Genomic DNA, 23231 nt, shown 5'->3' with positions numbered 1-23231 from the left:
TAAAAACAAAATTACTAAAATTATATTTCTCAAGCATTATTTTTTGGCCACGTAAATGTAAACGTAGAGCCATGGCCAGGCTTAGAGTCTAGCCAGATGGTGCATCCCTGCCATTCAACGATCTTCTTAACGATGGCAAGGCCCACGCCAGTACTTTCAACGGCATCCCGTTCCTGTAACGTCTGGAAAATAACGAAAATCCTTTCGTGGTAATCCGGGTCTATACCAGGGCCATCGTCGGAAACGGAGAACACGTGATGTGTATCCGTTTCGTGGTGGCGGACATCTATTATGCCATTTTCCCTGTTGTGGTATTTAATGGCGTTGCCTATCAGGTTACTAAAAACCTGGTGCAGCTGTATACGAATGGTGCGAAGTACCGGCAGGTCTTCTTGAACATTAATTACAAAATTCCTTGGAGGTGCCAGCATATCAACTACCTCCACCAGCAATTCATTTACATCCACCGATTCTTCCACCTGCTCGGTGCGGCCAATGCGGGTAAGGGCAAGTATACCGTTAATCAGGTTCTCCATGCGGTGCACGCGTACGCGCATCATCATAAGATACTCCTGCACATTTGCCGGCAATTGGGTGCCCATGTCTTCCTCTACCCACCTGGAGGCTACCTCAATGCCACGCAACGGTGCCTTTAAGTCATGAGACACCACGTAGGCAAATTGGTCAAGCTCCTTATTCTTGCGGTCTAGTTCAGAAAATGACTCATCAATGGTGGCAGACATAAGGTTAAGCGAATGCGAAAGCTGGCTTAGTTCGTCCCGGGAGGTATCCACAATCTTGGTCTTATAATCGCCTTTAGAAATCTGCTCGGCTAAATTAACCATTTGCATAATTCGCTCCGAGATAATGCGGATAATGTAGTAGGCCCAGCCCAAAGCAAGTATAACAGAGAGTATGGTAAGTATAGTTGATACATGGCGGGTGGTGTCTATACTTTGGCTCAAACGTTTGGCTCGCTCCTCCCGCACCTTGTATTCGTAAGCGTTAAACTCTTTAAACGAGGTACGAATAGAGTCGGTCAGGGCCTTTTCACCTAGCACTAGGCTGTCAATTTTCAAGCTGAAATCTATGTTAGACCCAGCGGTATCGGCACGTACCATGGCTATCAACGGCTCGGCGTAGTTTGTCTGAAAGTCTTTTTGGAGAACAATGATCCGGTTGATCTTTTCGGTTTGCTCCGGAGAGTCTGCTGTGAATCGCTTTGTCTCTTCAAACAAGTTACTTAGTTGCTCTTCAGCTACATAGTATGGCCGCAGGAAAGTTTCGTTTCCGTTTAGCAGGTAACCGCGCAAACCTGTTTCCATGTCAATGATGTTTCGCTGCAGGGCTGCGGAGTTTCGCACCACAATCTGCGAACGCGTAACCCATTGCGAGTTTTTGATCACATCCTCCGAAAGCTGAAAATTTACAATGGCAACCGCCGTAAATAGCACCGAGATCAGAACGAACCCGACAAAAAGTTTTACAGATAATTTCATGGATTTTGCACACCTAAGCTGGCTGATATTGGCCGCCAAAATTTTAGAATAGCGACTAAAGGGCTCCGTTCCGGCTTTTACGCAACTAGTAAAGCAGAAGCAAAAGCTGGGAAACTGTTAACAATATAAGCGTTAAAACTTAAACAGGAGGTATGCTTGGGGTGATAAACTCAGGTAGTTGGTTAGATAACATGGTTCCTTTGGCTAATTATACCGTAGCAAATACGCACGAAGGCACTAAGAGGTTTATTCCTTTTTTGCACTCTTTTTGTAGATTACAAATGATTTTGGGCCAAGCAGGAGTATAGGTTGCATACTTATAATTTACAGCATGCAGCTGCCAATTAATTTCGGATGCGGTTTAAATTTGATTAATTTTGATGCTTTATAAATCAGAACAGCCAAAACAATATGGAACTGAAAAAAATTGCTTTAAACGATGTGCACGAGGCCCTTGGTGCTAAAATGGTGCCTTTTGCAGGTTATAATATGCCGGTTCGTTATTCCTCTGACCTTGATGAGCATAACACCGTACGCAACGCAGTAGGTATTTTTGATGTGTCGCATATGGGCGAGTTTATGCTGCGCGGCCCAAAAGCCCTGGATCTGATTCAGCGCATTACCACTAACGATGCCTCAAAGCTGGCCGATGGTAAGGTGCAGTACTCTTGTTTCCCTAACGGGCAAGGCGGCATTGTAGACGACCTGCTGGTGTACCGCTTAAGCGAAGAAGAGTATATGCTGGTTGTAAATGCCTCTAACATTGATAAAGACTGGGCATGGGTAAGTAAGTATAACACGGAAGGCGCAGAGCTGGAAAACATCTCTGACGAGATGTCTTTGTTTGCTGTGCAAGGCCCGAAAGCTGTTGCCGCATTGCAGCCGCTTACTCAAATAGACCTGGCCAACATGGTATACTATACTTTCGATAAAGGCGAGTTTGCCGGTGTGCAGGATGTGATCGTGTCGGCTACGGGTTATACCGGTTCAGGTGGATTCGAGATTTACGTTAAAAACGAAGACGCCAGAAAAGTATTTGATGCTATCATGGAGGCAGGTAAAGAGCAAGGTATCAAGCCGATCGGTTTAGGCGCCCGCGATACGCTGCGCCTGGAGATGGGCTTCTGCTTGTATGGCAACGATATCAACGACACTACGTCTCCACTTGAGGCAGGCTTGGGCTGGATCACGAAGTTTGATAAAGACTTTATAAACGCTGCTAACCTTAAAGCTCAAAAAGAAGCCGGTGTACAGCGCAAACTGGTTGGTTTCGAGATGCTGGAGAAAGCCATTCCGAGAGCGCACTACGAGATTGTAAACGCTGAAGGAGAGCAGATCGGTGAAGTAACTTCTGGTACCATGTCGCCGAGTATGGGCAAAGGTATTGGCCTTGGTTATGTAACCACCGAGTTTAGCAAGCCCGGCACAGAGGTTTTTGTACGTGTGCGTAACAAAGACATGAAAGCACAGGTGGTTAAACTGCCAATCCTGAAGAAGTAAATTTGTGACTATTAGACAAAGGACACATTGACAAAAGACCTTGGTCTATGCGCCTATGTTTTTTGTCTTTGAGTCCTTTGTTGTATAGTCTAACTATCTAAAATATATGCCAAGTATAGATGTGTGCTTTAGCCCGGAGCTGTTGCACCTGTATGATTTGAAGGGTAAGGCTGTGGTGGCTGTGGATATTCTGCGGGCTACCTCTACTATGGTAACAGCCTTTGCGAATGGTGCTGCCGATATTATACCGGTGATGAACCTGGAAGACTGCCAGGCTTTTGCTGCGAAGGGTTGCCTTATAGCCGCAGAGCGCGATGGTGTAAAAGCAGAGGGATTCGACTTGGGAAACTCTCCGTTTGCCTACATGAATGGCAACGTGCAGGGAAGAACCATTGCCATTACCACCACCAACGGAACACGCGCCATCCATTTGTCCCGGGAGGCAGATGAGATAATTATCGGCTCATTTTTGAACTTACAGGCTGTGGCTGATCACCTGCAGGAGCTGGGGCTGGATGTGCTTGTAGTTTGCGCTGGCTGGAAAGGGAAGTTTAACCTGGAGGACACGCTGTACGCGGGTGCATTGGTAGAGCGCCTGAAAGCTGCCTTTGCTTTTGAAAACGACGCCACCCTTGCCTCGTTATACCTGTACCAAACCGCCAAAAGCGATTTGCTCTCCTTTCTGCGCCAGTCTTCGCATGTGCGCCGCTTAGAGCACCTCGAAATACATAAAGACATTGAGTTCTGCCTGCAGCACGATAAATTTAGTGTATTACCTGTTTGGCAGCAGGGTAGGCTGGTTGATATTGGGGTAAAGGAGCTTAAGAATTAAATAATTTATAGCCTGATAAAAAGGGGAAAGTATAAGCCCTACTTATACTTCCCCCTTTTTATTTTATACTATCTATGCCGCTAAACCTGCAGTATAAGCTTATACTTGGATACCTTATTTTAGCTTCTCGTTCTCCTTGTGGCGCTGGCTGTCGCGCTGAGTTTTTTTCTCAAGGTTCTTCTGTAGCGCCTCTGTCAGGTTAATGCCGGTTTGGTTAGCCAGGCAGATAAGCACGAACAGCACATCGGCCAATTCATCAGAAAGCTGCTTGCCTTCGTCGCTTTTCTTGAACGACTGCTCACCATACTGCCTGGAAATAATGCGGGCCACTTCGCCAACCTCTTCGGTAAGTATGGCCATGTTGGTGAGCTCGTTAAAATAACGCACTCCATTCTCCTTTATCCAGTTGTCTACTATGGCCTGTGCCTCTGCTATGGTCATGTTAAAAAATGTCTTTGTTTTTGGTGTCCATGATAATGGTAACGGGGCCATCGTTTAGCAGCGATACCTTCATATCAGCGCCAAACTCTCCCGTCTGCACCGGTTTGCCTATTACCCCTTCAAGTATACTTACAAAGCGCTCATATAAAGGTATGGCGATGGCGGGTGGGGCGGCATTGATATAAGACGGACGGTTTCCTTTTTTTGTATTGGCATACAAGGTAAACTGGCTGATAACTAATATGTCGCCCTTTACATCCTGCACGCTCAGGTTCATCTTATCATCTTCGTCACTAAATATCCGGAGTTGGGCTATTTTAGTGGCAAGCCATTTCAGGTCTTCTTCGGTATCGTCGGGGCAAATGCCAACTAAAAGAAGTAAGCCTTGTTCGATCTGGCCTTTTATCTTTTGCTCTATTGTTACGGATGCCTGCGTTACCCGCTGTATCACTACACGCATACTTATACTACACTTGGTTTGCGGGTAAAGATAAGAATAGATTGCTGTATGGCTACATTGCCTGAACGATGATTTATGGTAAAAGCATTTAGCTCTGCGCTGGTTCTTTTTCTGATATTACCGGCAAGTGAGGGCGGCAGCACAAGAGATACGCAATTACAAATTAATCTACGTAGCCTTCGTAAAGAATGCGATTAACTTTTCCGTTTTTAAGATAGAAGTGTAGTGTGGTAGGAGCGCCTTCGTGGCTGGAAGCAACTACCTCAGCAGAACTTTGGGTAACTCTTATATCCTTGCCAAATGCTTTAAGCCTGCTCATCAGCTCGGCCTGCGACATGCCAACGCGCATATTATTGCGGAGCGTAATGTCGCTGTTTCGTATGTCCGCTACTTGCAGCAGCAGGTCGCCGGTTTGGCTTGGGGCATAAAACTCAAGCATGGAGGTACCGAAGCGAATCGTAAACACCGTATCAGTCACGCTGGACCGGTGGCGGTTTTCGATAGGGTCGGCATCTATTGTAAAATCAGAATTAATACGGTCGTAGTAGGAGCTAAGAAAATTGCCTTTGCTGCGGTTGGCCACAAATGGGTTGCCTAGCAAGCTTGTAGTTGCCGGAATGGCGTTTCTCCTGGTAGAGGTGGTATCGGCTGCAAGGGATTTCTCATGTTCACGCGGCATTTGCTTCTGCTCTTCCTTGGCGGGGTCTGAGGTGCAGGCCGAAGCAATCGTGTTCACCATAAACAACAAGATCATCAGCCGTACAGTTAAACTGTACTTCCAGCGACAGCTGTTGTAGAATAGGTAGGGCATGGTAAACGTAAGTAGGCGTTAGGAACTATACCATACATACGAGTGCTGCCTGCTTAAAAGTTTTGACTAAAAGTGATTTAGCCAGTAGTATCTGCGCCTGTAAAAGTATAATTTTGCGGCAAAGATTGCATAAATATGGATACACAGCAAATAGCGCTCATAACTTATTTTAATACAGGTAATTTTAGCGGAATCTCAGACGAGGAAAACGACGCATTGTTTGATTATTTAACGCAAAAAGGCCTTGCTGTGTCGTATCAGATCTGGGACGACCCCCAAGTGGACTGGAGCAAATTTGATTTGATCATACTTAAATCGCCGTGGGATTACTTTGATAAGATTGACGCTTTTTATACCTGGCTGGCAAAGCTGGAGCAATTAAATTGCCGCGTGCTTAACCCGGTTGCTACTGTTCGCTGGAATGCCGACAAACGCTACCTGAAAGATGTGCAGGACAAAGGCATGAAAATAGTGCCGACTATCTGGCTGGAGAAAGGCAGCAAGTTTACGCCGGCAGAAGCGTTTACTGCCTTAGGCGCTGAAAAGATAATTGTAAAGCCAAGCGTGAGCGGCGGCGCCAAAAACACATTTGCTCTTAACCCAACCGATGCCGAGGCTAAAACCCAAAGTATAAATGAACTACTGCAGGAAGAAGCTTTCCTGGTGCAGCCCTTTGTGGAGGAGATCAAGACAAAAGGCGAATGGTCGTTTCTTTTCTTTAACGGAGCGTACAGCCACACGGTGCTCAAAACAGTTAAACCCGGCGATTTCAGGGTACAGCATTTCTTTGGGGGCACTATTCATACACCAGAGCCACCTGCCGCCCTGCTCGAAACGGCCCACAATATAGTAGACGGCTTTGCACAAGGCTGCCTGTATGCCCGTGTTGATGGCGTGGAGATAAACGGGGAACTTTACCTGATGGAGCTGGAACTGATAGAACCATTCTTATTTATGGCTACCAGCGAGGGCGCCTTTGAGCGTTACTACCAGGCTGTAATGGAGCACCTGCAGGAGATGGCTTAAAGGTTTTAAGCTGCATCTTCGGGTGAATGGAATATCAGCAATGGCACCTCCGACTCAAGTATAAGTTTTTGGGCCAGGCTGGGGTTTAAGATGTTGCCAAAGCTACTGCGTTTGTGCGTGGTAAGGGCAAGCAGGTTTATGCGCTGCTCCTGCACGAAATCCTGCAAGGCTTTAGTCACATTATCTCCCTCTAATAAAGTATACTTTATACTTGTGCCTGGGCTGTTTTGCGCAAACGTTCTTTTTAAGGTATCCAGTTGCTTTTTGTCCTGCTCTGCATTGCGGCTTTTAGAAATGTGCACACATTGCAGCAATGGATTAAAAGGCTGTAGTAGCTGCTGCAGCTGTAGTATAGCTTTACTGTCGGTTGTATCGAAGTTGGAGGCGTAGGCTACCGTTACGGGACGGTTGCCTTGGTAGGTACTGGGTACAGTAAGCACCGGCACATTAAGGTCTTGTACTACTTTGGTGGTTACGGTGCCAAAAAAAGACCTGGAGATGTTGGATTCTCCTTTAGTACCCATAATAACAAGGTCTGGCTTAAACCGCTGTACTTCCTCCACAATCACGTCTTCAGGCAGGCCATGTATAAAGGCACGCTCCAGGCGGGTGTGCTCGTTGCGTGTTGTAGCCTCTGCGCGCAGTTGCTGGTACAGGTCCTCCAGTTGCTCTTCAGCTTCCGTTACATTTCGGTATATAACACGTTCTGTTACTTCTTCCGAGTCCGTCATGTCCATGGGCGTGTCGGTGTCTGCATCGGCCAGGTAATCCTGGTAGCAATGCAGCAGCAACAGCTGGGCCTGTGGGGCGGCAGTAGCCAGGGTAAGTGCATAGCGGCTTGCTTTCTCGGAGTCCTCAGTAAAATCAACAGGTATAAGAATCTTGAACATCAGGCATTGGTGTGGGTTTGGCTATTTATACGTGTGGCTGTTTCAGGGTTGTACTGTGCAGGGGCAAAGTATGGAAATGAAGTGCACGTAACGAGCATTAGCATGCATGCTGCTGTCAGTTTTCAAAAAAAAGGCTAAGTTTGTAATCCCTAATTGCTACACATGCCTAAACGCATCGTATTCTACTTCATTGGGTTTGTTGTGCTGGCATCGCTGGCCTACTATGGATTTAACCGCTGGAAGGACTCCCGGGAGAAGGTAGACCTGTGGGCGATGGTGCCGGAAAGCGCTGCTTTTGTAGTAGAAACAAACAACCACAGCTCCCTGATGGCGCATCTGCAGGAAACAAAGCTTCTGGAAAGCTTTGCCACGCTTTCTGCTTACCAGGAGTTTGAGGAGAACATGGCCTACCTGGATAGTGTGTCGCCGGGTAACCAGCGGCGCGAGCGTTTCTTTGATAAGAAAAGTATACTTACCTCAATCCATGTGGTTGGTAAAACCAATGTGGAGTTTGTGTATTATGTACCGGTTACCTCGGTGGGCGAGCACCGCTTTTTGCGTACCATTACCGAGAACATCAGCAAAAGCGATATATTTGAGCAGGAGAGCAGGCAATACCAGGGCGTATTGCTAACCGATGTTACAAATAACCGCCTAGGCACCAGCTTTACATATTTTACTTACCACAACAACATTATACTTAGCCCGTCGCCGGTGCTGGTTGAGGAAATTGTGCGCCGCATAAACAAAGGTAAACCAACCTCGGTGGCAGCTAACTTTAAAAACACGAACTACCTCGATCAGCCTGAAGTATACGCCAATGTCTTCATCAATTACAAAAACCTGCCCAATATATTGGGTTTGTTTCTGCAACCGGACCTGATGCCACAGGTGCGTTACCTCTCCAGCCTGAACCACTCTGCCATGCTGGAACTTAAACTGGAGAAGGATAAAATTTTTCTGAATGGTTTTTCAGAGCCAGAAAACGCAAATAACTCATTCCACAGCAACATTAGCCCGGTTAAGCCGCAGCCGCTGGGTATAAAAAACTACCTGCCCAACCGTACTGCCATCCTTATGCACTTTGGCCTGGAAGAGGTGGCAAAGCTTAAAAGGCAGTCTGCACAAAAAGAAGCTGTCGGTTCTGCTTACGGTGCCACGTTGGATAGCCTGTCGAGGGCATTCAGCAAAGAGGTGGCGTTGGCCTATATGGAGTCTAGCTCGATGAGTGCCAGGCCCGAAAAAATAGCTTTTGCCCATGTAGGAGATACCATACTTGCTGGCAGGCTACTTAAAAAACTAAACCAGCAGGTGCTTGCCTCGCGCAATAAAAAAACTTACACCGAAAAGTATGGCAGCTTCACGATAAATATGATAGAGGTGCCGGAACTGCCTGAAAAGCTTTTCGGGAGCCTGTTTTCGGGGTTTGAGCAAAGCTATGTGGCAGAGGTAGATGGTTACCTGATTTTTTCGGATGAGATTGCCGCACTCCGCGACCTGATGGATGATATTTCTGCGGAGAACGTGTGGGGGAAATCTGTGGCACAGAAAGCCTTTTTAGAGGAAACGCTGCAGGAAGGTAACTTTAGCCTGTACTTAAACACGGTAAATGCCTGGTATGTACTTAGCCGCTACATGACAGATAACAGCCGCGAGGACCTGCTGCAGAACGCCACATTGATTAAACGCTTTAACCAGGTAAGCTTCCAGTTCTCCAACGTAGGAAAGCAGTACTATACCAGCTTTATTTTCCGGAAGCAGGACCGCGGTGCCAGTACCGGCGAAGACACCTTTACAACAGAGTTAACCATTCCTTTCAGCTCGCGCATTACCTCTGTGCCGTTTGCCATACAAAACGCCGTAGACCGTAGCCGTGAAGTAGTAGTGCAAGACTCTGCCCATACGCTTATAAATATAGCGGCCACCGGCAAACAGGGGTGGGTAGATACCGTGGGTACTGCCATCAAAGGAAGTATAAAACAGGTAGAGCTGGGCCCTGAAAATAAACTACGTTACCTGTTTGCAACCGACACTCGCATCCACGCCATCAACAACCAGGGGCAAAACCTGGACAATTTTCCTTTTAACATCGGGGACTCGCTCAACATACAGCACCTTGCCGTTTTTGATTACGAAAAGGATCAGAACTACCGCCTTTTAGTTGATGATTACCTTGGAAACCTGTACATGTACGACATCCGGGGCAATGCCGTGGAAGGCTGGCAGCCGCGCCGCATGGATTACAAGCTGGCCGTAGAGCCACAGCACCTGCGCGTAGGTGGACGCGATGTAATTCTGGTGCTTCTGGAGAACGGCTACGTGTACGCCCTCAATACCCGAGGCGAAGCTTATCCGGGTTTCCCGATGAACCTGAAATCACCGCTTACCTCAGGGGCAATGGTAAAGGCCGGAGCCGACCTGCGCAAAACAGAGGTTACGGTTGTTACAAAGTATGGCAGCGTCATGACCATCAACCTACAGGGCAAACTGCTGAAACGTGAACAGCTTATACGGCCAAGCAAGAGTGCCTTTTTTGAGCTGGTGCCAGAAGAAAATAACGGCAAATCGTTTGTTATTGTGCGGCAGGAGCAAGGCAAAATAGCTGTTTTTGACCAGGACCTGAGCCTGCAGTTCGAGAAACGCTACGTTACCTCGGCACCTAAAATTGTGCAGTACTTTAACTTTGGCGGCGACAACAAAGTATATGCCATCACCGAAACCGGACCTCAGAAAACCTACCTATATACCAGCAAGGGTAAGCTTATAGGCAACAGCACCCTCGAAAACAGCAGGCCCGTCATCATCTACCATAACGAGGCATCTAATGACTATACTTTGTACAAAGTGTTCAGAAGAGAGCTGCAGAAGATTCGCTTTAGGTTGGTGAATTAGTAACCTACTTATACTTTAAAGTATAAAAATACTCGTTAGGCTTAAAGTGCAGCAAAGCGTACTTTTGATTGATAACTAAGTACCAGTAAAGAGAAATATCTTCTTAATCTGAATTTAGGGAAATAGTATGGCAGAATTCTGGGAGTCAAGCTTTAGAGATAAAAAAACCATGTGGGGATTTGAACCTGCAGGTTCCGCAATAGCTACCTTAAACCTCTTTCGGGAAAAAAAGCTTAACAAAATTCTTATACCTGGGTTTGGTTACGGCAGAAATGCAAAAATCTTTACCGATGCTGGGTTCAAGGTAACTGGGATAGAGATTTCAGAAACGGCCATCGACTTAGCCCATAAGCACTATGGAAGCGATGTGCAAGTGTATCATGGTGCTGTTAGTGCTATGCCATTTGACCAGGAAGTATACGATGGCATTTTTTGCTACGCCTTAATCCATCTGTTAGATAAAAATGAGCGGGTTAAGCTGGTTAAAGATTGCTATAGTCAACTGAAATTGAATGGGTACATGGTTTTTGTGGCGATCTCTAAAAATGATGCTAGGTATGGCGTTGGAGAAGAATTAAGCAAAAACAGATTTAGAACAAAGCACGGCGTTCAACTCTTCTTCTATGACGCAGATGCTGTAGAAGAAGAGTTTGGCAAGTATGGATTGGTTGAATCAAAAGAAGTAGATGAACCTACCAGGAATAATGGAAACAGCTCCACGCAAAAATTCTGGCTAATAACCTGCAGAAAACAAGAACAGTAAAGACACCAGAAACCAGCAATTACTTAACGGTAGCCCCGGCCTCTACCATTAACGCCAGCTTGTCGCTTCAAAACCCTTTAAGCCCCACTAAACATACTTGTTTTAAAAACTCCTGAACCAGCCTTTCCGGTAAAAGAAGTATAACTGCAAAAGTATAAGCGTAGCCATCAGCGCGAGCAAGATAGGGTACGAGTATGGCTCATATAGTTCAGGCATACTATACCGGAAAACCCTACCCGTTTCCGGATTTTCGCGGGAGAAGTTCATGCCGTAGAGGCCTACAATAAAACTAAGCGGGATAAAAATACTGGAGATAATAGTCAGCACTTTCATGATCTCGTTCATACGGTTGCTAACCGTAGACATATAAAGCTCCACTAAACTCGACGACATTTCCCGGTGGTTCTCAATCAGGTCTATCAGTTGTACAGCGTGGTCGTAGGCATCTCTGAAGTATACTTTAAGACTATCCGGTATAGTGGTGTCATCCATGCGCAGCAACTCGTTCATCAGGTCGCGTTCGGGCCAGGCTATGCGGCGGAGCTTTACCAGTTCACTTTTAAGGTCAAGTATCTCCGATAGATTTGATTTAGACGGCTGGCGAAGCACTTTCTGCTCCAGGTCTTCTATGTATTGGCCAATCTCGGCCATTACCGGAAAATAATAATCAAGCACTACATCAAGTATAGCATAGGCCATGTACATGGTGGGGCGCGTACGAATTATGCCTTTGCCCACCCTGATGCGTTCACGCAGCGAGTCCAGGCAGTCGCCGTAATCGCTTTGCAGGGTTAGCACATAGTTGGTGCCAGTAAAAATAGATAGCTGCACATCGTCCAGAGATCGAAACTCCGGCGACCAGCGCAGCATGCGTGTAATAATGAACAAACGGTTATCGTCAAACTCCTCTACCTTGGGGCGCTGATAATCATTGATAACGTCCTCCATCTGAAGTGGGTGCAGGCCAAAATCTGAGATAAGCTGCTCCAGCATCGCCTGGTCGCCGTAGCCCCTGATATCGATCCAATGCCGCGCCTCGGGGTGAGCTTTTACATGCTGCATCAGTTCATGGTAGCTTTGCAGCTCGGTTTCCTCGAAGTATGTGTCGCTAAATGACATCAGGAAAAAGCGCGGCTTGTAGGCTTCTGTGGATACCACCACGGTACCTGGTTTTACACCTGCTTTGCGTCCCAGTATTTTTTCCTGTCTGCGTTTAAGTTTGCGTTTGGCCATGCAGCAAGATAATAAGTTATCGCGGGAATGGTAAATTTATACTTTGGGTAGAATGCCAAAGCAAAGAGAATGGCAGATTAAGCTGTTATACTACAGGCAGTTCAGCAGATGCACCCCATTCGCTCCAGGAGCCATCGTAAACAGCGATATTTGAAAGGCCAGCTAAGATAGCCCCGAGAGCTGTTATACAAGCCGTTACCCCAGAGCCGCAGCTGAAGATGAGTTTTCTGTTTCCGGACAAATAGCGTTTAAAGATTTCCTCCAGTTCAGGTTGTGTGCGCATCAAGCCCCTTTCTATGAGGGTATTAAAGGGAATGTTTACAGCCTTGGGCATGTGGCCTAAGCGCAAGCCCTGTCTTGGCTCAGGGGCTTGTCCGTAAAACCTGACTGCGGGCCGGGCATCAATTACGCTGCAATTGCTGTTTGTTAAAGCTACTGCCACCTCTGCCCTGGAGCTAACCAGCGCGGGATTATACTTTGCTTCAAAATCTCCTTTAGCCACTTCTTTCTGTGTAGCAGGCTCAGCGGCAAAACCAGCCGCCAGCCATTGTGGTAGGCCACCATTAAGTACGTGTACTTGCTCGTGCCCCATTGCCTTAAACATCCACCAGGCTCTTGGGCTAGCGTAAATGCCCCGGTTGTCATAAACCACTATTAAGCTGTTTCTATAGATGCCCAGGTTCCGAGCCTCGCGGGTAAAGTCTTCGGGGCTGGGCAGCATGTGCGGCAGGTGGCTTTGCTTATGGCTAAACACATGTTCTATATCAAAGAAGCGTGCACTGGGAATCTGCACAGGCTGCTGCACAAAAGTTGCGGTATTATTTTGAGGTTGCTTCAGGCTGGCATCCAGTACCACAACTTGGGGGTGGTGCAGGTTTTGGCTTAGCCATTCTACAGAAACTAATGGAGACGAAGGCATTTGAAGCTGTGCCATATTTAAGTTTATACTTAATTACTCAAGTACCTTTACTACAACACCTTCTGCATCCTCAAGCTTGGCTGTTACCTCCTCCTGCAGCTGCTTTCTTACCTCAATAGTTAGTTTACAGTCCAGTTCAAACTGCTGGTCGCGCACAGGCAGGTCGTAGTCTTTTATCAGGCTCATTACGTCGTTCATCTGGGGGTAGCCGTAGTGGGCCTGCAGCAAAACAGTTTCGTGTTTCTCTATGATAGTCGCCACAGCCAGGGCATCGGCGGTGGCTGTTTTATAGGCAGTTATCAGGCCGCTCACGCCCAGCTTGGTGCCGCCAAAATAGCGCACCACTATCACCAACACATTGCTCAGGTCGGCAGAGCGTATCTGGCCAAGTATGGGGTCGCCGGCAGAGTGGTTCGGTTCGCCGTCGTCGTTGGCGCGGTAGCGGCTTTTATCGGCTCCTAAGGTATAGGCATAGCAATGGTGGCGGGCATCGTAGTACTTCTTCTTCACTTCCGCCAGAATGTCCTTCACCTCATCTTCGGTATAAACAGGATAAGCAAGGGCTATAAATTTGCTGCCTTTCTCTTTGTAAAGCCCTTCGGAGGGTGCCTCTATGGTTTTGTAGGTGTCTTGCATAAGCTAAGGTAAGTTAGCTAAAATTTCCTGATACGAGATAAGCACAATAGCTATAACAGCCACAACAATACCGACCAGATTAAGCCTGTTAAGCTTTTCGTTAAAGAAAACAACCGCCCCGATGGCGCCTGCAAGTATAATCCCGATGTTGTTGATCGGGTAAAGAAAAGCACCGTCGTTGCCAAAGGCCGTAAGCGCTTTTATCAGGAAATAAATAGAAAAATAGTTTGGGATGCCCAGCAAAACACCAGCAGCTATACTTCTGAAATTTAGGCGCACTTTACGGCGTAGCAGCAAGTATAGCAGTACCAAAATGCCAACAACTGCCGAGGTAGCAAACGTAAGCATGGTAAACTGGCTTGCCTGGTGCGGTTGCAGGTAGTGCTGGTTGGTGTAGTTGATGAGCGAATCGGCAATGCCGCTACTGATGAAGATGATAAAAGGCAGCAGCGCCGTGGCAGGAGAGGCTTTTACTGTACCGTTGTGGCGCGGCCTGATAGAGGAGAGCACAATAGCCACTATGGCAGCCACCATACCCGTATAGTTGAGGATGTTGTAAGCTTTGAGGTTTGTGTTCAGGACAAGTAAACTAAACAGCACAGGAATTACCAGCGAAATTTTAGCTGCTATGGAGGTTGCCGTTACACCTACTTTTTGCGTGCTGAGTGCGATGAGGTAAAACGTAAGTATAAAAATAGTGCCCAGCACTATGGCAGCGTAAGCCCAGGTGTGCCCGAAAATGCCTGGCTGCAGCACATCAGTACCTCCCGGAAACATTAGCCCCACCAAAATACAGGTAGTATAGTTTACCACAATCGCCTGAAACGTGTGCACGTTATAACGCTGAAAGAGCTTAAAAATAAAGATCAGCGTAGCGCTAACGATGATGCTAAGTATAAGGTAAAGCATAAAATAGAGAAGACAGGTAATGCCGTTGCCTCACAAATTTACTTTAACTGCAGGCATGCGCAATAGCAAAGGGGCCGCAGTAGCTATATTACCCTAAAAATGTTTTAATTTGTACCTGTACTAACCATTCTGTATTTGTCAGCCATACCATATACGTTACAGTTTACCGAAATCGGGAGCGATGCCAGCGGTTACATTGCCACCACGCAATTTGCCCAGCATATACCCTTTGGTATAAAGCGTGTTTTCTGGACCTACGGCACACCTCAAACGGTGCAGCGAGGGCAGCACGCAAACAAGGCAACAGAGGAAGTATTAGTAGCGCTTACCGGAAGTATAACCGTAGTAGCCGATACCGGCCGCAGCACCGAAACCTTTGTACTGAATAATCCCACACAAGGCTTATACATACCCGCCATGTGCTGGACAACGCTGCACTTTTCGGAAGGTGCCATCGGCCTTTGCCTGGCATCAACGGATTACGACGACGCGGATTATATCCGGGAGTACGACTTATTTAAACGGCTGGCTACGCATCTTGCGCTGTAGCTTATTTTATACTTGCTCTTATGCCAATCAACGCCATACCATACTTCGTGTTCAGGGATTTTCCGGAAGGTATAAACCGGGAAGTAGAGCAGGCTTTGATGCAGGCAGCTACAGGCAACAGCTTTATACTAGGGGAAGAGGTAGAGGCCTTTGAGCAGGAGTTTGCAGCGGCTGTGGGTGCCGGTACCGGTGCAGCCATAGGCGTAGGCAATGGCTTTGATGCGCTGGTAGTTGCCTTAAAAGCAGCAGGAGTAAGTCCCGGAGATGAGGTGATTGTGCCAGCCAACACTTTTATTGCTACCGTTAATGCAGTAGTGCATGTAGGGGCAACCCCTGTATTGGTAGAGCCGGATATACATACGTATAATATAACAGCAGAAACCGCAGCGGAGGCCATTACCAAGCATACCAAAGCGATTATACCGGTGCACTTGTATGGGCAAGCGTGCCAAATGGAGGAACTTATGCAGCTTGCGGCAGCTCATGAGCTAATTGTGATAGAGGACTTTGCCCAGGCGCAAGGTGCCACTTTTGCCGGCAAACCTGTTGGTAGCTTTGGGCATATAAATGCAACCAGCTTTTACCCTACCAAAAACCTCGGAGCCTTAGGCGACGGAGGGGCCGTGGTAACGAGTGATGCCGAACTTACAGCTTTTGCACGCATGTACCGCAACTATGGGCAGGAGCAGAAGTACCATAACAAAATAGTAGGTATAAACTCCAGGCTGGATACCTTACAGGCTGCTGTGCTGCGGGTAAAACTGCAGTACCTGGATGCACTTAATGCAGCGCGGCAGCGCCTGGCACAAGTATACTTGCAGGAGCTCCAAAGTACAGGCGACCTGATACTTCCGTACACAGCCCCAAAGTGCACGCATGTGTACCACATCTTCAACATCCGTACAAAGTATAGAGATGCATTGCAAAGCTACCTAAAAGAGCAAGGTATAAGCACAGCCATTCATTACCCGGTGCCGGTGCATTTGCAGCAGGCCTATGCTTTTTTGGGATTTAATGCAGGGGCTTTCCCGGTAGCTGAGGAGTTGGCCAACACCAGTTTAAGTTTGCCGCTGTTTCCGGGTATGACGGACCTGGAACAGGCGCGGGTGGTGCAGGCGGTAAAGGAGTTTTATCAGAGTAAAAACCAACAATGGTAGTATAAATGGCAGAGCCCGTAAGGGGTGCAGGTGCGTAAAACGGCTGATCCTGTAACGCTTTTATCTCACATTCTTCCATCCACAGAATACATCTGCCACATAAAAATCTTATTTTGCGGTAGCTTTGGCCAATTAAATGCTGCAACTGTTAAAATCATCCTTCTGGTCTTTTCTGTCGGTTCTGGTTCGTGCAGTATCCAGCGTGGCTATTAATAAGCTTTTTGCCATGTACTATGGTCCTAATGGCATCACGCTTTACGCGCACTTCCAAAACCTGCTTTCCATTGTAACCACCGTGCCTGATGGCGGCACTAACATTGGGCTGATCAGGTTTCTGGCAAATGGCCGTTCTGTTTCGCGTAACTACAGGCGCTACTTTTGGGCAGGGGCCATACTGAACGTGCTTTGTGCTGCAGCGGCGCTAAGTATAATCTTTAGCTTTTCGGGGTACTACCTGGATGCTTTTATAAATGGCCTTGGCGTAAGCGAAGTATGGCTATGGGCTTTGATGTTTGGGGCCGGAAGTATACTGGTAATGTTTAACCTGATGCTGCTGGCAGTTGTGCTGGCAAGGCGAGAGTTAAAATGGCATGTGCTAAGTATAGCCTATATGACCTTTGGGGCTGTAGCTGTTATATACTATACACAAGGCAAAATGCCCCTGAACAAGGTGTTGCTGTTAGTGCTTGGTGTGCAGGCATCGGCTTTCTTTGTAACGCTGCTTGTGCTGTACTTTAAACACCTGCTGCCGCCGCTAAAAAGAATAAGTATCCCCAAAAGCATTTACAAAGACCTCTGGAAGTATATTCTGATGGCCCTGAGCGCGGTGGTTTGCCTGAAGCTTACAGACTTTTTTATCCGGGATTATGTGATAGCACGCTTTGACTTGTACCAGACGGGGCTTTGGCAGGCAGTAGTAAAAGTATCCGAAAACTACAGCACCGTTTATACTGCCTTAATAGGCATGGTGGTGTACCCGCGCATGGCCGCCATGGTTAACGAGGAAGACGCGCTGCGGAGATTTGTGCGAAACACCTTTTACCTGGTGCTGCCAGGGTTAATTTTAGCGCTGCTGCTTGTGTACCTGTTGCGCGATTGGGTGCTGCTGCTGCTTTTTAACAAGGATTTTGTAGAGGCCGAGTACCTTTTCGATTACCAGTTGCTGGGCGATTTCTTCAGGATGTGGAGCATCGTACTTACAAACCTGATTGTGGTGCGGGCAAACGTAAAGCTATACATTGGCTGGCAACTGGCATCGGCTTTGCTGTACATTACATTGGTAAGCGTACTGATAGAGCCATTCGGTTTAGAAGGCATAACCTTAGCACATGCTTTGCGCTATGCTGCCACGCTGGCCTTTGCTATGTTGTATTACCATAAATACATCCGCCCATGATGCAGCCGCGCGTAACCATTATCTGTTTATGCTACAACCACGAGTGTTTCCTGGCGGAGGCCCTCGATTCTGTGCTGGCGCAAACGTATCCTAATCTGGAAGTAATTATTGTAGATGATAGCAGCACCGATGGTAGCGTGGCCATCATACAAGCATACTTGGCAAAGCATCCACAGATCACCTTTATCAGTACGGGGCAAAATGTTGGCAACTGCTCTGCCTTTAATATGGGCTGGCAAGCAAGCACCGGCGACTTTATTATTGACTTCGCAACAGATGATGTACTGCTGCCGGAGCGGGTGGCACAGCAGGTAGAGGCCTTCCAGAAACTGGACAAAAGTTACGGGGTGGTATACTCTGATGCTGCTTATATCACAGATGCCTCTGAATACCTGTACTTGCACAGCCAAAAGTATAAAGCTGCCCCTGACGGTGATGTATTTGCTGAAGTGCTCAGGCGTTATTTTATCTGTCCGCCAACAGTAATGGTACGGCGCGCGGTGCTCGAAAAACTTGGCGGATATGATGCCACGCTGGCTTATGAAGACTTTGATTTTTGGGTGAGATCAGCCAGGGAGTTTAAGTATTATTACCTGGATAAAGTAACTACAAAACGACGCGTGCACGATGCATCGCTTTCGGGGAAGTTGTACAAATCGGGAGATAAGATGCTGGCTTCTACGGTGGTAGTTTGCAGAAAGGCCGCCGCGTTGGTACAAACACAAGCCGAGCAACAAGCACTTGTGCAGCGGCTAAAGTATGAGGCAAGGCACGCCTACCTGACAGCGAATTTCCGGGAAGCTACTGCGTTGCTGCACCTGCTGGAAACCACAGTTGCACTACCGGTAACTTACCGTGTGATAGCGTACTTAAGTAAACAAAAAATTAACTTGGGTTTCCTGCGGGTTATGTATCATATAGTAAAAGGTAAATAATTTATTGCACTAATTTTCTGAAACTTACGTTATAAAGTAGGCCAACAGGCATCACTTAGCCGCAGTTCTTCGTAGATAGTAGTTAAGTTAGTCTCCAAGTAGGGTTTCTGCTTTTGTTAGCAGCATTTTATTAACAGGCAGGAGTGCTATATTGGCATTTATAAGTATATTTGGCCTTTCAACAAACAAAACAAAATGATTACAGCAGTTTCAGCTTCCCGCTCAGAAGTCATCAAGTGGATGGAAGATTTCGTGAATGAGAAAATGTCCGAATTCTTAAAATCAGTAGAAGATAGTTGGCAACCAGCAGATCTTTTGCCGGATGCAACGCTTGATACGTTCTTCAGCGAGATAAAGGAATTGCGCGAGCGTGCCCGCGACCTGAGCTACGACCTGTTAGCTGTACTTGTTGGCGACACGATCACAGAAGAGGCCCTGCCTACTTACGAAAGCTGGCTGATGACCATTGATGGTTTGCCACAAGATCCTAAAGGACCATGGATGCGCTGGAACCGTGCCTGGACTGCTGAAGAAAACCGCCACGGCGATGCGCTTAACCGTTACCTTTATTTGAGCGGCCGCATCAACATGCGCGAAATGGAAGCCTCAACGCAATACTTAATTGCTGATGGCTTTGACCTGATGACAGACAATGATCCTTACCGTTCTTTTGTTTATACTTCGTTCCAGGAAACCGCCACCAATATTTCGCACCGTAGGGTAGCCCAGATTGCCAAGAAGCAGGGCGATAACATGCTTGCAAAACTTTGTGGCCACGTTGCCGCCGACGAAGCAAGACATGCTAAAGCGTACAAGTCGTTTGTTGGTAAAATATTTGAAGCCGACCCGAACGAGATGATGCTGGCTTTTGAGGACATGATGCGTAAGAAAATCGTAATGCCTGCCCATTACATGCGTGAGTTAGGAGTTGACCTGGGCAAAACCTTTGGTCACTTTACAGATGCCGCGCAGCGTATCGGCGTTTATACTTCTGCTGATTACACAGATATTCTGGAGGGCTTGATTGCCGAGTGGAAAGTGGAGACGCTATCAGGCCTTAACGAAGCCGGTGAGCGTGCCCGCGATTACGTAGTGGCATTGCCTAACCGTTTGAAGCGCGTAGCGGAACGTATGCGAGTGCCTCAGTTAGAGTACAAATTCCGTTGGATTGACTAAGCAGTAGCTTTTAAAATAAAGGAAAGGGTTAGCCAAAAGCTAACCCTTTTTCGTTTCTATACTTTCGGGTTTAAGGTTTGCAGTAACATAACACAGCTAAACCTTGTTATACCATTAAACTACTTAACACTATGGCCTTAGGATACCGATTTACAGACTATATACCTCCGCAGGACGATAAGCCAGGCTTTGAATCGCTGTTGAAGATTTTCCTGCAGCTGGTAACAATAAGCGCCGGCGATGTAGGAGAGGCGCTAAACTGGCTGAGCTCCCTGGACAAGCAATACAACCTGACCGGCGATGATTACGGTATTGGCGATTTTATAGAAGACCTTAAAAAGAAAGGTTACCTGGATGAGAAACCGCAGGAGAAAGGCGCATTCCAGCTTACCGCCAAAAGCGAGCAAAGTATACGCAAAAGTGCTTTAGAAGAAATTTTTGGCAAACTGAAGAAAGGCGGCAAAGGCAGCCATGCCACACCGCATACCGGCATCGGCGACGAGGCCAGCACCGACCGCCGCGAATACCGTTTTGGTGATGCGCTGGAGCAGATCTCCATGACAGACTCAATCCGTAATGCCCAGATAAACCACGGCATCGGCGATTTGCGGCTCACAGAGCAGGACCTGGAAGTAACCGAGACGGAACATAAAACACAAGCCTCCACGGTACTGATGATTGACATATCGCACTCCATGATTTTGTACGGAGAAGATCGTATAACTCCGGCCAAGAAAGTAGCGATGGCCCTGGCAGAACTTATCAAGCAAAAATATCCCAAAGACACCCTGGATATACTTGTGTTCGGTAACGATGCCTGGCAAATTGAGGTAAAAGACCTGCCATACTTAGAGGTTGGCCCCTACCATACAAATACTGTTGCCGGCCTAGAGTTGGCTATGGATATACTTCGCAAACGCAAAACACCCAACAAGCAGATTTTTATGATTACCGATGGCAAGCCCACCTGCTTAAAAGAAGGCCTGCATTACTACAAGAACAGCTTTGGGCTAGATAGAAAGGTGGTAAACAAAACGCTGAACCTGGCAGCGCAATGCCGCCGCCTTAAAATCCCTATAACTACTTTTATGATTGCTACAGACCCATACTTGCAGCAGTTTGTTGATGAGTTTACGAAGGTGAATAACGGCCAGGCGTACTACAGCAGCTTAAAGGGCTTGGGGCACCTGGTGTTTAAGGATTATAAACAAAACCGCCGCAAATCGTTTTAAGAAGGATGTCTGGCGTTGTCAGAAAGGCTTTGCTTATTTGATAAACAGCAGTTTATGCTTTATGCGTCTTGGCTTTTGCTGTTAGGTTTAAACCTACCCGCTATAAAATAAAGGAGGAGAGAAGCAGCAAAGGTTAGCTGAGATGCGCTGGAGCTAATTATGTGCATTATCCTTAAAACTGCTCCACCGACAACGATAAGTGTTGCAAGGCACAGTAACAAAGTATAAATAGATGGCTTTTTCATAAACTAAAGATATAGTTTTAATATGAAGCTAACAATAGTATTTAGTCAAACTTTAATCAGTCATTCAACTATCAACCATAGATGAACTATAAAGACATACCAGCCGAAAACTTACTGAAGATAAAAACACTTGGCCAACTGAAGGCCGCTGGTTACGAACCACAGAGTGTAAAGCAGGAGCTAAGGCAAAACCTGATAAAAAAGTTACAGCAAAAGGAGGAGATTTTTCCGGGTATATGGGGTTATGAGGAAACCGTAATCCCGGATATGCAGCGCGCCATACTATCGATGCATCACATTAACTTGCTGGGCTTAAGAGGGCAGGCCAAAACAAGAATTGCCCGCCAGATGATAGACCTCCTGGACGAGTACATACCTGTTGTGCAGGGCTCAGAACTGAACGACGACCCGCTGCAGCCGCTCTCACGCTATGCCAAAGACCAGGTGCACGAACATGGCGATGACACTCCTATTAGTTGGCTGCATCGCTCTGACCGCTATACCGAAAAGCTGGCCACACCCGATGTATCGGTAGCCGACCTGATAGGCGACGCAGACCCGATAAAAGCGGCCACCATGAAGCTGCCATACTCTGATGAGCGCGTGATACACTTTGGTCTGATACCGCGCTCGCACCGTTGCATATTTGTAATAAACGAATTGCCTGACTTACAGGCGCGCATACAGGTGGCGCTGTTTAATATTTTGCAGGAAGGCGATATACAAATACGCGGTTTTAAAGTGAGGCTGCCATTGGATATCCAGTTTGTGTTTACCGCCAACCCGGAGGACTATACAAACCGTGGATCTATTGTAACGCCGCTGAAAGACCGTATTGATTCGCAGATCATCACGCACTACCCGAAAGACATCGAGACAGGAAAGAAAATTACAAGCCAGGAAGCAAGGGTGAAGGCCGGACAAGGCGAACTGGTGCAAACAAACGATATTATAGGCGACCTGATAGAGCAGGTGGCATTTGAGGCCCGTGAGAGTGAGTATGTGGATGCGAAAAGTGGTGTATCAGCGCGCTTAACCATATCGGCTTACGAAAACCTGCTAAGCGCTGCCGAGCGCCGTGCCTTGCTTAACGGCGAAACCAAAACCTACATCCGTGTTTCTGACTTCCTGAACACCATCCCGTCGGTTACAGGTAAAGTAGAGTTGGTGTACGAAGGCGAACAGGAAGGAGCAGGCCATGTGGCGCAGGTGCTGATGGGAAAAGCCATCCGTACGCAATTTCTAAAATACTTCCCTGACCCGGACAAAGCCAAAAAAGCAAAAACAGGCAACACCTACAAAACCATAACAGACTGGTTTGGCGACGGCAACACCATTGATATATTAAATGATGCCGCTGCTGCTGATTACAAGAAAACCTTAAACAAGGTGCCGGGATTGCAGGACCTTGTAGAGAAGCACCAGCCAAAAGCAAAAGGTGATGAAAAGCTGTTTCTGATGGAGTTTGCCCTGCACGGCCTTGCAGAACACAGCCAGCTAAGTAAAAACCGCCTCACTACCGGTCTGCAGTTTAAGGATCTGCTTAGTGGTATGTTTAGTATGCCAAGCTTTGGCGACGAAGATGAGGATGACTTTTAAGGTATAAAAGCCACAAGTATAAAACGGCAAAGGCGCAGATTCTGCGCCTTTGCCGTTTTATACTTGTGGCTTTCAGTTTAAGCTTAGTGATAAACCTGTGATGTACTCAGATCTCCGAGCTGCTCCAGGTT

At 47.1% G+C, this 23231-nt stretch carries 21 protein-coding genes; 12 read left to right on the top strand and 9 right to left on the bottom strand.

Going from position 1 to position 23231, the window contains the following annotated elements; genetic code table 11:
* Positions 1-29 precede the first annotated feature (29 nt).
* Positions 30-1499: a CHASE3 domain-containing protein gene (locus Q1A23_RS15930; RefSeq protein WP_299825055.1), complete on the bottom strand. Its 1470-nt coding sequence runs from the start codon at positions 1497-1499 to the stop codon at positions 30-32.
* A 411-nt stretch (positions 1500-1910) separates the two neighbouring features.
* Here Q1A23_RS15930 and gcvT point away from each other — a divergent pair, with 411 nt between their 5' ends.
* Positions 1911-2999, top strand: a complete 1089-nt coding sequence (gene gcvT / locus Q1A23_RS15925) for a glycine cleavage system aminomethyltransferase GcvT (protein WP_299825053.1) — start codon at positions 1911-1913, stop codon at positions 2997-2999.
* A gap of 106 nt (positions 3000-3105) precedes the next feature.
* Positions 3106-3831, top strand: a complete 726-nt coding sequence (locus Q1A23_RS15920; protein ID WP_299825051.1) for a 2-phosphosulfolactate phosphatase — start codon at positions 3106-3108, stop codon at positions 3829-3831.
* 114 nt (positions 3832-3945) lie between these two features.
* Here Q1A23_RS15920 and Q1A23_RS15915 read toward each other — a convergent pair whose 3' ends face one another.
* From Q1A23_RS15915 to Q1A23_RS15905, 3 genes are all read right to left on the bottom strand, one after another.
* On the bottom strand, positions 3946-4272 hold the full coding sequence (locus Q1A23_RS15915; RefSeq protein WP_299825049.1) for a nucleotide pyrophosphohydrolase: 327 nt from the start codon (positions 4270-4272) through the stop codon (positions 3946-3948).
* Between the two features lies 1 nt (position 4273).
* Positions 4274-4732, bottom strand: a complete 459-nt coding sequence (gene dtd / locus Q1A23_RS15910) for a D-aminoacyl-tRNA deacylase (RefSeq protein WP_299825048.1) — start codon at positions 4730-4732, stop codon at positions 4274-4276.
* A 163-nt stretch (positions 4733-4895) separates the two neighbouring features.
* Complete coding sequence (locus Q1A23_RS15905) at positions 4896-5543, bottom strand: hypothetical protein (RefSeq protein ID WP_299825046.1); 648 nt, start codon at positions 5541-5543, stop codon at positions 4896-4898.
* Positions 5544-5678: 135 nt separating this feature from the next.
* Here Q1A23_RS15905 and Q1A23_RS15900 point away from each other — a divergent pair, with 135 nt between their 5' ends.
* Positions 5679-6569, top strand: coding sequence for a hypothetical protein (locus Q1A23_RS15900; RefSeq protein WP_299825044.1), 891 nt, complete (start codon positions 5679-5681; stop codon positions 6567-6569).
* 5 nt (positions 6570-6574) lie between these two features.
* Here the strand turns inward: Q1A23_RS15900 and Q1A23_RS15895 are convergent, their stop codons facing one another.
* Positions 6575-7459: a universal stress protein gene (locus Q1A23_RS15895; protein ID WP_299825042.1), complete on the bottom strand. Its 885-nt coding sequence runs from the start codon at positions 7457-7459 to the stop codon at positions 6575-6577.
* A 162-nt stretch (positions 7460-7621) separates the two neighbouring features.
* Between Q1A23_RS15895 and Q1A23_RS15890 the strand changes: the two genes are divergently transcribed.
* Positions 7622-10351, top strand: coding sequence for a hypothetical protein (locus Q1A23_RS15890; RefSeq protein ID WP_299825040.1), 2730 nt, complete (start codon positions 7622-7624; stop codon positions 10349-10351).
* Between the two features lie 127 nt (positions 10352-10478).
* Positions 10479-11114 carry a class I SAM-dependent methyltransferase gene (locus tag Q1A23_RS15885; protein WP_299825038.1) on the top strand — a complete coding sequence of 212 codons (636 nt, stop codon included), beginning with the start codon at positions 10479-10481 and terminating at the stop codon, positions 11112-11114.
* Positions 11115-11216: 102 nt separating this feature from the next.
* Here the strand turns inward: Q1A23_RS15885 and corA are convergent, their stop codons facing one another.
* The 4 genes from corA to Q1A23_RS15865 all read right to left on the bottom strand — a co-directional run bounded on the left by corA (position 11217) and on the right by Q1A23_RS15865 (position 14811).
* Entirely contained in the window at positions 11217-12347 is a 1131-nt protein-coding gene (gene corA / locus Q1A23_RS15880; protein WP_299825036.1) for a magnesium/cobalt transporter CorA, read from the bottom strand.
* Positions 12348-12432: 85 nt separating this feature from the next.
* The gene (gene sseA, locus Q1A23_RS15875) at positions 12433-13281 is read right to left on the bottom strand and encodes a 3-mercaptopyruvate sulfurtransferase (protein WP_299825034.1); all 849 of its coding nucleotides are present in this window, start codon (positions 13279-13281) and stop codon (positions 12433-12435) included.
* 18 nt (positions 13282-13299) lie between these two features.
* Positions 13300-13902: a YigZ family protein gene (locus Q1A23_RS15870; protein WP_299825032.1), complete on the bottom strand. Its 603-nt coding sequence runs from the start codon at positions 13900-13902 to the stop codon at positions 13300-13302.
* 3 nt (positions 13903-13905) lie between these two features.
* On the bottom strand, positions 13906-14811 hold the full coding sequence (locus Q1A23_RS15865; protein ID WP_299825031.1) for a hypothetical protein: 906 nt from the start codon (positions 14809-14811) through the stop codon (positions 13906-13908).
* 135 nt (positions 14812-14946) lie between these two features.
* Here Q1A23_RS15865 and Q1A23_RS15860 point away from each other — a divergent pair, with 135 nt between their 5' ends.
* The 7 genes from Q1A23_RS15860 to Q1A23_RS15830 all read left to right on the top strand — a co-directional run bounded on the left by Q1A23_RS15860 (position 14947) and on the right by Q1A23_RS15830 (position 23100).
* Positions 14947-15360, top strand: coding sequence for an FdtA/QdtA family cupin domain-containing protein (locus Q1A23_RS15860; RefSeq protein WP_299825029.1), 414 nt, complete (start codon positions 14947-14949; stop codon positions 15358-15360).
* A gap of 20 nt (positions 15361-15380) precedes the next feature.
* Entirely contained in the window at positions 15381-16517 is a 1137-nt protein-coding gene (locus Q1A23_RS15855) for a DegT/DnrJ/EryC1/StrS family aminotransferase (RefSeq protein WP_299825028.1), read from the top strand.
* 136 nt (positions 16518-16653) lie between these two features.
* Positions 16654-17913, top strand: coding sequence for a hypothetical protein (locus Q1A23_RS15850; protein ID WP_299825026.1), 1260 nt, complete (start codon positions 16654-16656; stop codon positions 17911-17913).
* Positions 17910-18848, top strand: a complete 939-nt coding sequence (locus Q1A23_RS15845) for a glycosyltransferase (RefSeq protein WP_299825024.1) — start codon at positions 17910-17912, stop codon at positions 18846-18848. The genes Q1A23_RS15850 and Q1A23_RS15845 overlap by 4 nt, the downstream gene beginning before the upstream one ends.
* Before the next feature lie 195 nt (positions 18849-19043).
* Positions 19044-20024, top strand: coding sequence for an acyl-ACP desaturase (locus Q1A23_RS15840; RefSeq protein WP_299825022.1), 981 nt, complete (start codon positions 19044-19046; stop codon positions 20022-20024).
* 131 nt (positions 20025-20155) lie between these two features.
* Complete coding sequence (locus Q1A23_RS15835) at positions 20156-21256, top strand: VWA domain-containing protein (RefSeq protein WP_299825021.1); 1101 nt, start codon at positions 20156-20158, stop codon at positions 21254-21256.
* A 326-nt stretch (positions 21257-21582) separates the two neighbouring features.
* Positions 21583-23100, top strand: a complete 1518-nt coding sequence (locus Q1A23_RS15830; RefSeq protein WP_299825019.1) for a magnesium chelatase — start codon at positions 21583-21585, stop codon at positions 23098-23100.
* Positions 23101-23231 lie beyond the last annotated feature (131 nt).

The sequence above is a fragment of the uncultured Pontibacter sp. genome (genome assembly GCF_947492645.1).
Classification (GTDB): Bacteria; Bacteroidota; Bacteroidia; order Cytophagales; family Hymenobacteraceae; genus Pontibacter.
This window is presented reverse-complemented; position numbering and strand designations above follow the sequence as displayed.

Excerpts from the sequence above, each read along its gene's own strand:
- Q1A23_RS15850 (WP_299825026.1), top strand. The coding sequence starts at position 16,654 with ATGCTGCAACTGTTAAAATCATCCTTCTGGTCTTTTCTGTCGGTTCTG.
- Q1A23_RS15855 (WP_299825028.1), top strand. The coding sequence starts at position 15,381 with ATGCCAATCAACGCCATACCATACTTCGTGTTCAGGGATTTTCCGGAA.
- dtd (WP_299825048.1), bottom strand. The coding sequence starts at position 4,732 with ATGCGTGTAGTGATACAGCGGGTAACGCAGGCATCCGTAACAATAGAG.
- Q1A23_RS15870 (WP_299825032.1), bottom strand. The coding sequence starts at position 13,902 with ATGCAAGACACCTACAAAACCATAGAGGCACCCTCCGAAGGGCTTTAC.
- Q1A23_RS15920 (WP_299825051.1), top strand. The coding sequence starts at position 3,106 with ATGCCAAGTATAGATGTGTGCTTTAGCCCGGAGCTGTTGCACCTGTAT.
- sseA (WP_299825034.1), bottom strand. The coding sequence starts at position 13,281 with ATGGCACAGCTTCAAATGCCTTCGTCTCCATTAGTTTCTGTAGAATGG.
- Q1A23_RS15835 (WP_299825021.1), top strand. The coding sequence starts at position 20,156 with ATGGCCTTAGGATACCGATTTACAGACTATATACCTCCGCAGGACGAT.
- Q1A23_RS15890 (WP_299825040.1), top strand. The coding sequence starts at position 7,622 with ATGCCTAAACGCATCGTATTCTACTTCATTGGGTTTGTTGTGCTGGCA.
- Q1A23_RS15905 (WP_299825046.1), bottom strand. The coding sequence starts at position 5,543 with ATGCCCTACCTATTCTACAACAGCTGTCGCTGGAAGTACAGTTTAACT.
- corA (WP_299825036.1), bottom strand. The coding sequence starts at position 12,347 with ATGGCCAAACGCAAACTTAAACGCAGACAGGAAAAAATACTGGGACGC.
- Q1A23_RS15885 (WP_299825038.1), top strand. The coding sequence starts at position 10,479 with ATGGCAGAATTCTGGGAGTCAAGCTTTAGAGATAAAAAAACCATGTGG.
- Q1A23_RS15900 (WP_299825044.1), top strand. The coding sequence starts at position 5,679 with ATGGATACACAGCAAATAGCGCTCATAACTTATTTTAATACAGGTAAT.
- Q1A23_RS15865 (WP_299825031.1), bottom strand. The coding sequence starts at position 14,811 with ATGCTTTACCTTATACTTAGCATCATCGTTAGCGCTACGCTGATCTTT.
- Q1A23_RS15840 (WP_299825022.1), top strand. The coding sequence starts at position 19,044 with ATGATTACAGCAGTTTCAGCTTCCCGCTCAGAAGTCATCAAGTGGATG.
- Q1A23_RS15845 (WP_299825024.1), top strand. The coding sequence starts at position 17,910 with ATGATGCAGCCGCGCGTAACCATTATCTGTTTATGCTACAACCACGAG.
- Q1A23_RS15915 (WP_299825049.1), bottom strand. The coding sequence starts at position 4,272 with ATGACCATAGCAGAGGCACAGGCCATAGTAGACAACTGGATAAAGGAG.
- Q1A23_RS15895 (WP_299825042.1), bottom strand. The coding sequence starts at position 7,459 with ATGTTCAAGATTCTTATACCTGTTGATTTTACTGAGGACTCCGAGAAA.
- Q1A23_RS15930 (WP_299825055.1), bottom strand. The coding sequence starts at position 1,499 with ATGAAATTATCTGTAAAACTTTTTGTCGGGTTCGTTCTGATCTCGGTG.
- Q1A23_RS15830 (WP_299825019.1), top strand. The coding sequence starts at position 21,583 with ATGAACTATAAAGACATACCAGCCGAAAACTTACTGAAGATAAAAACA.
- gcvT (WP_299825053.1), top strand. The coding sequence starts at position 1,911 with ATGGAACTGAAAAAAATTGCTTTAAACGATGTGCACGAGGCCCTTGGT.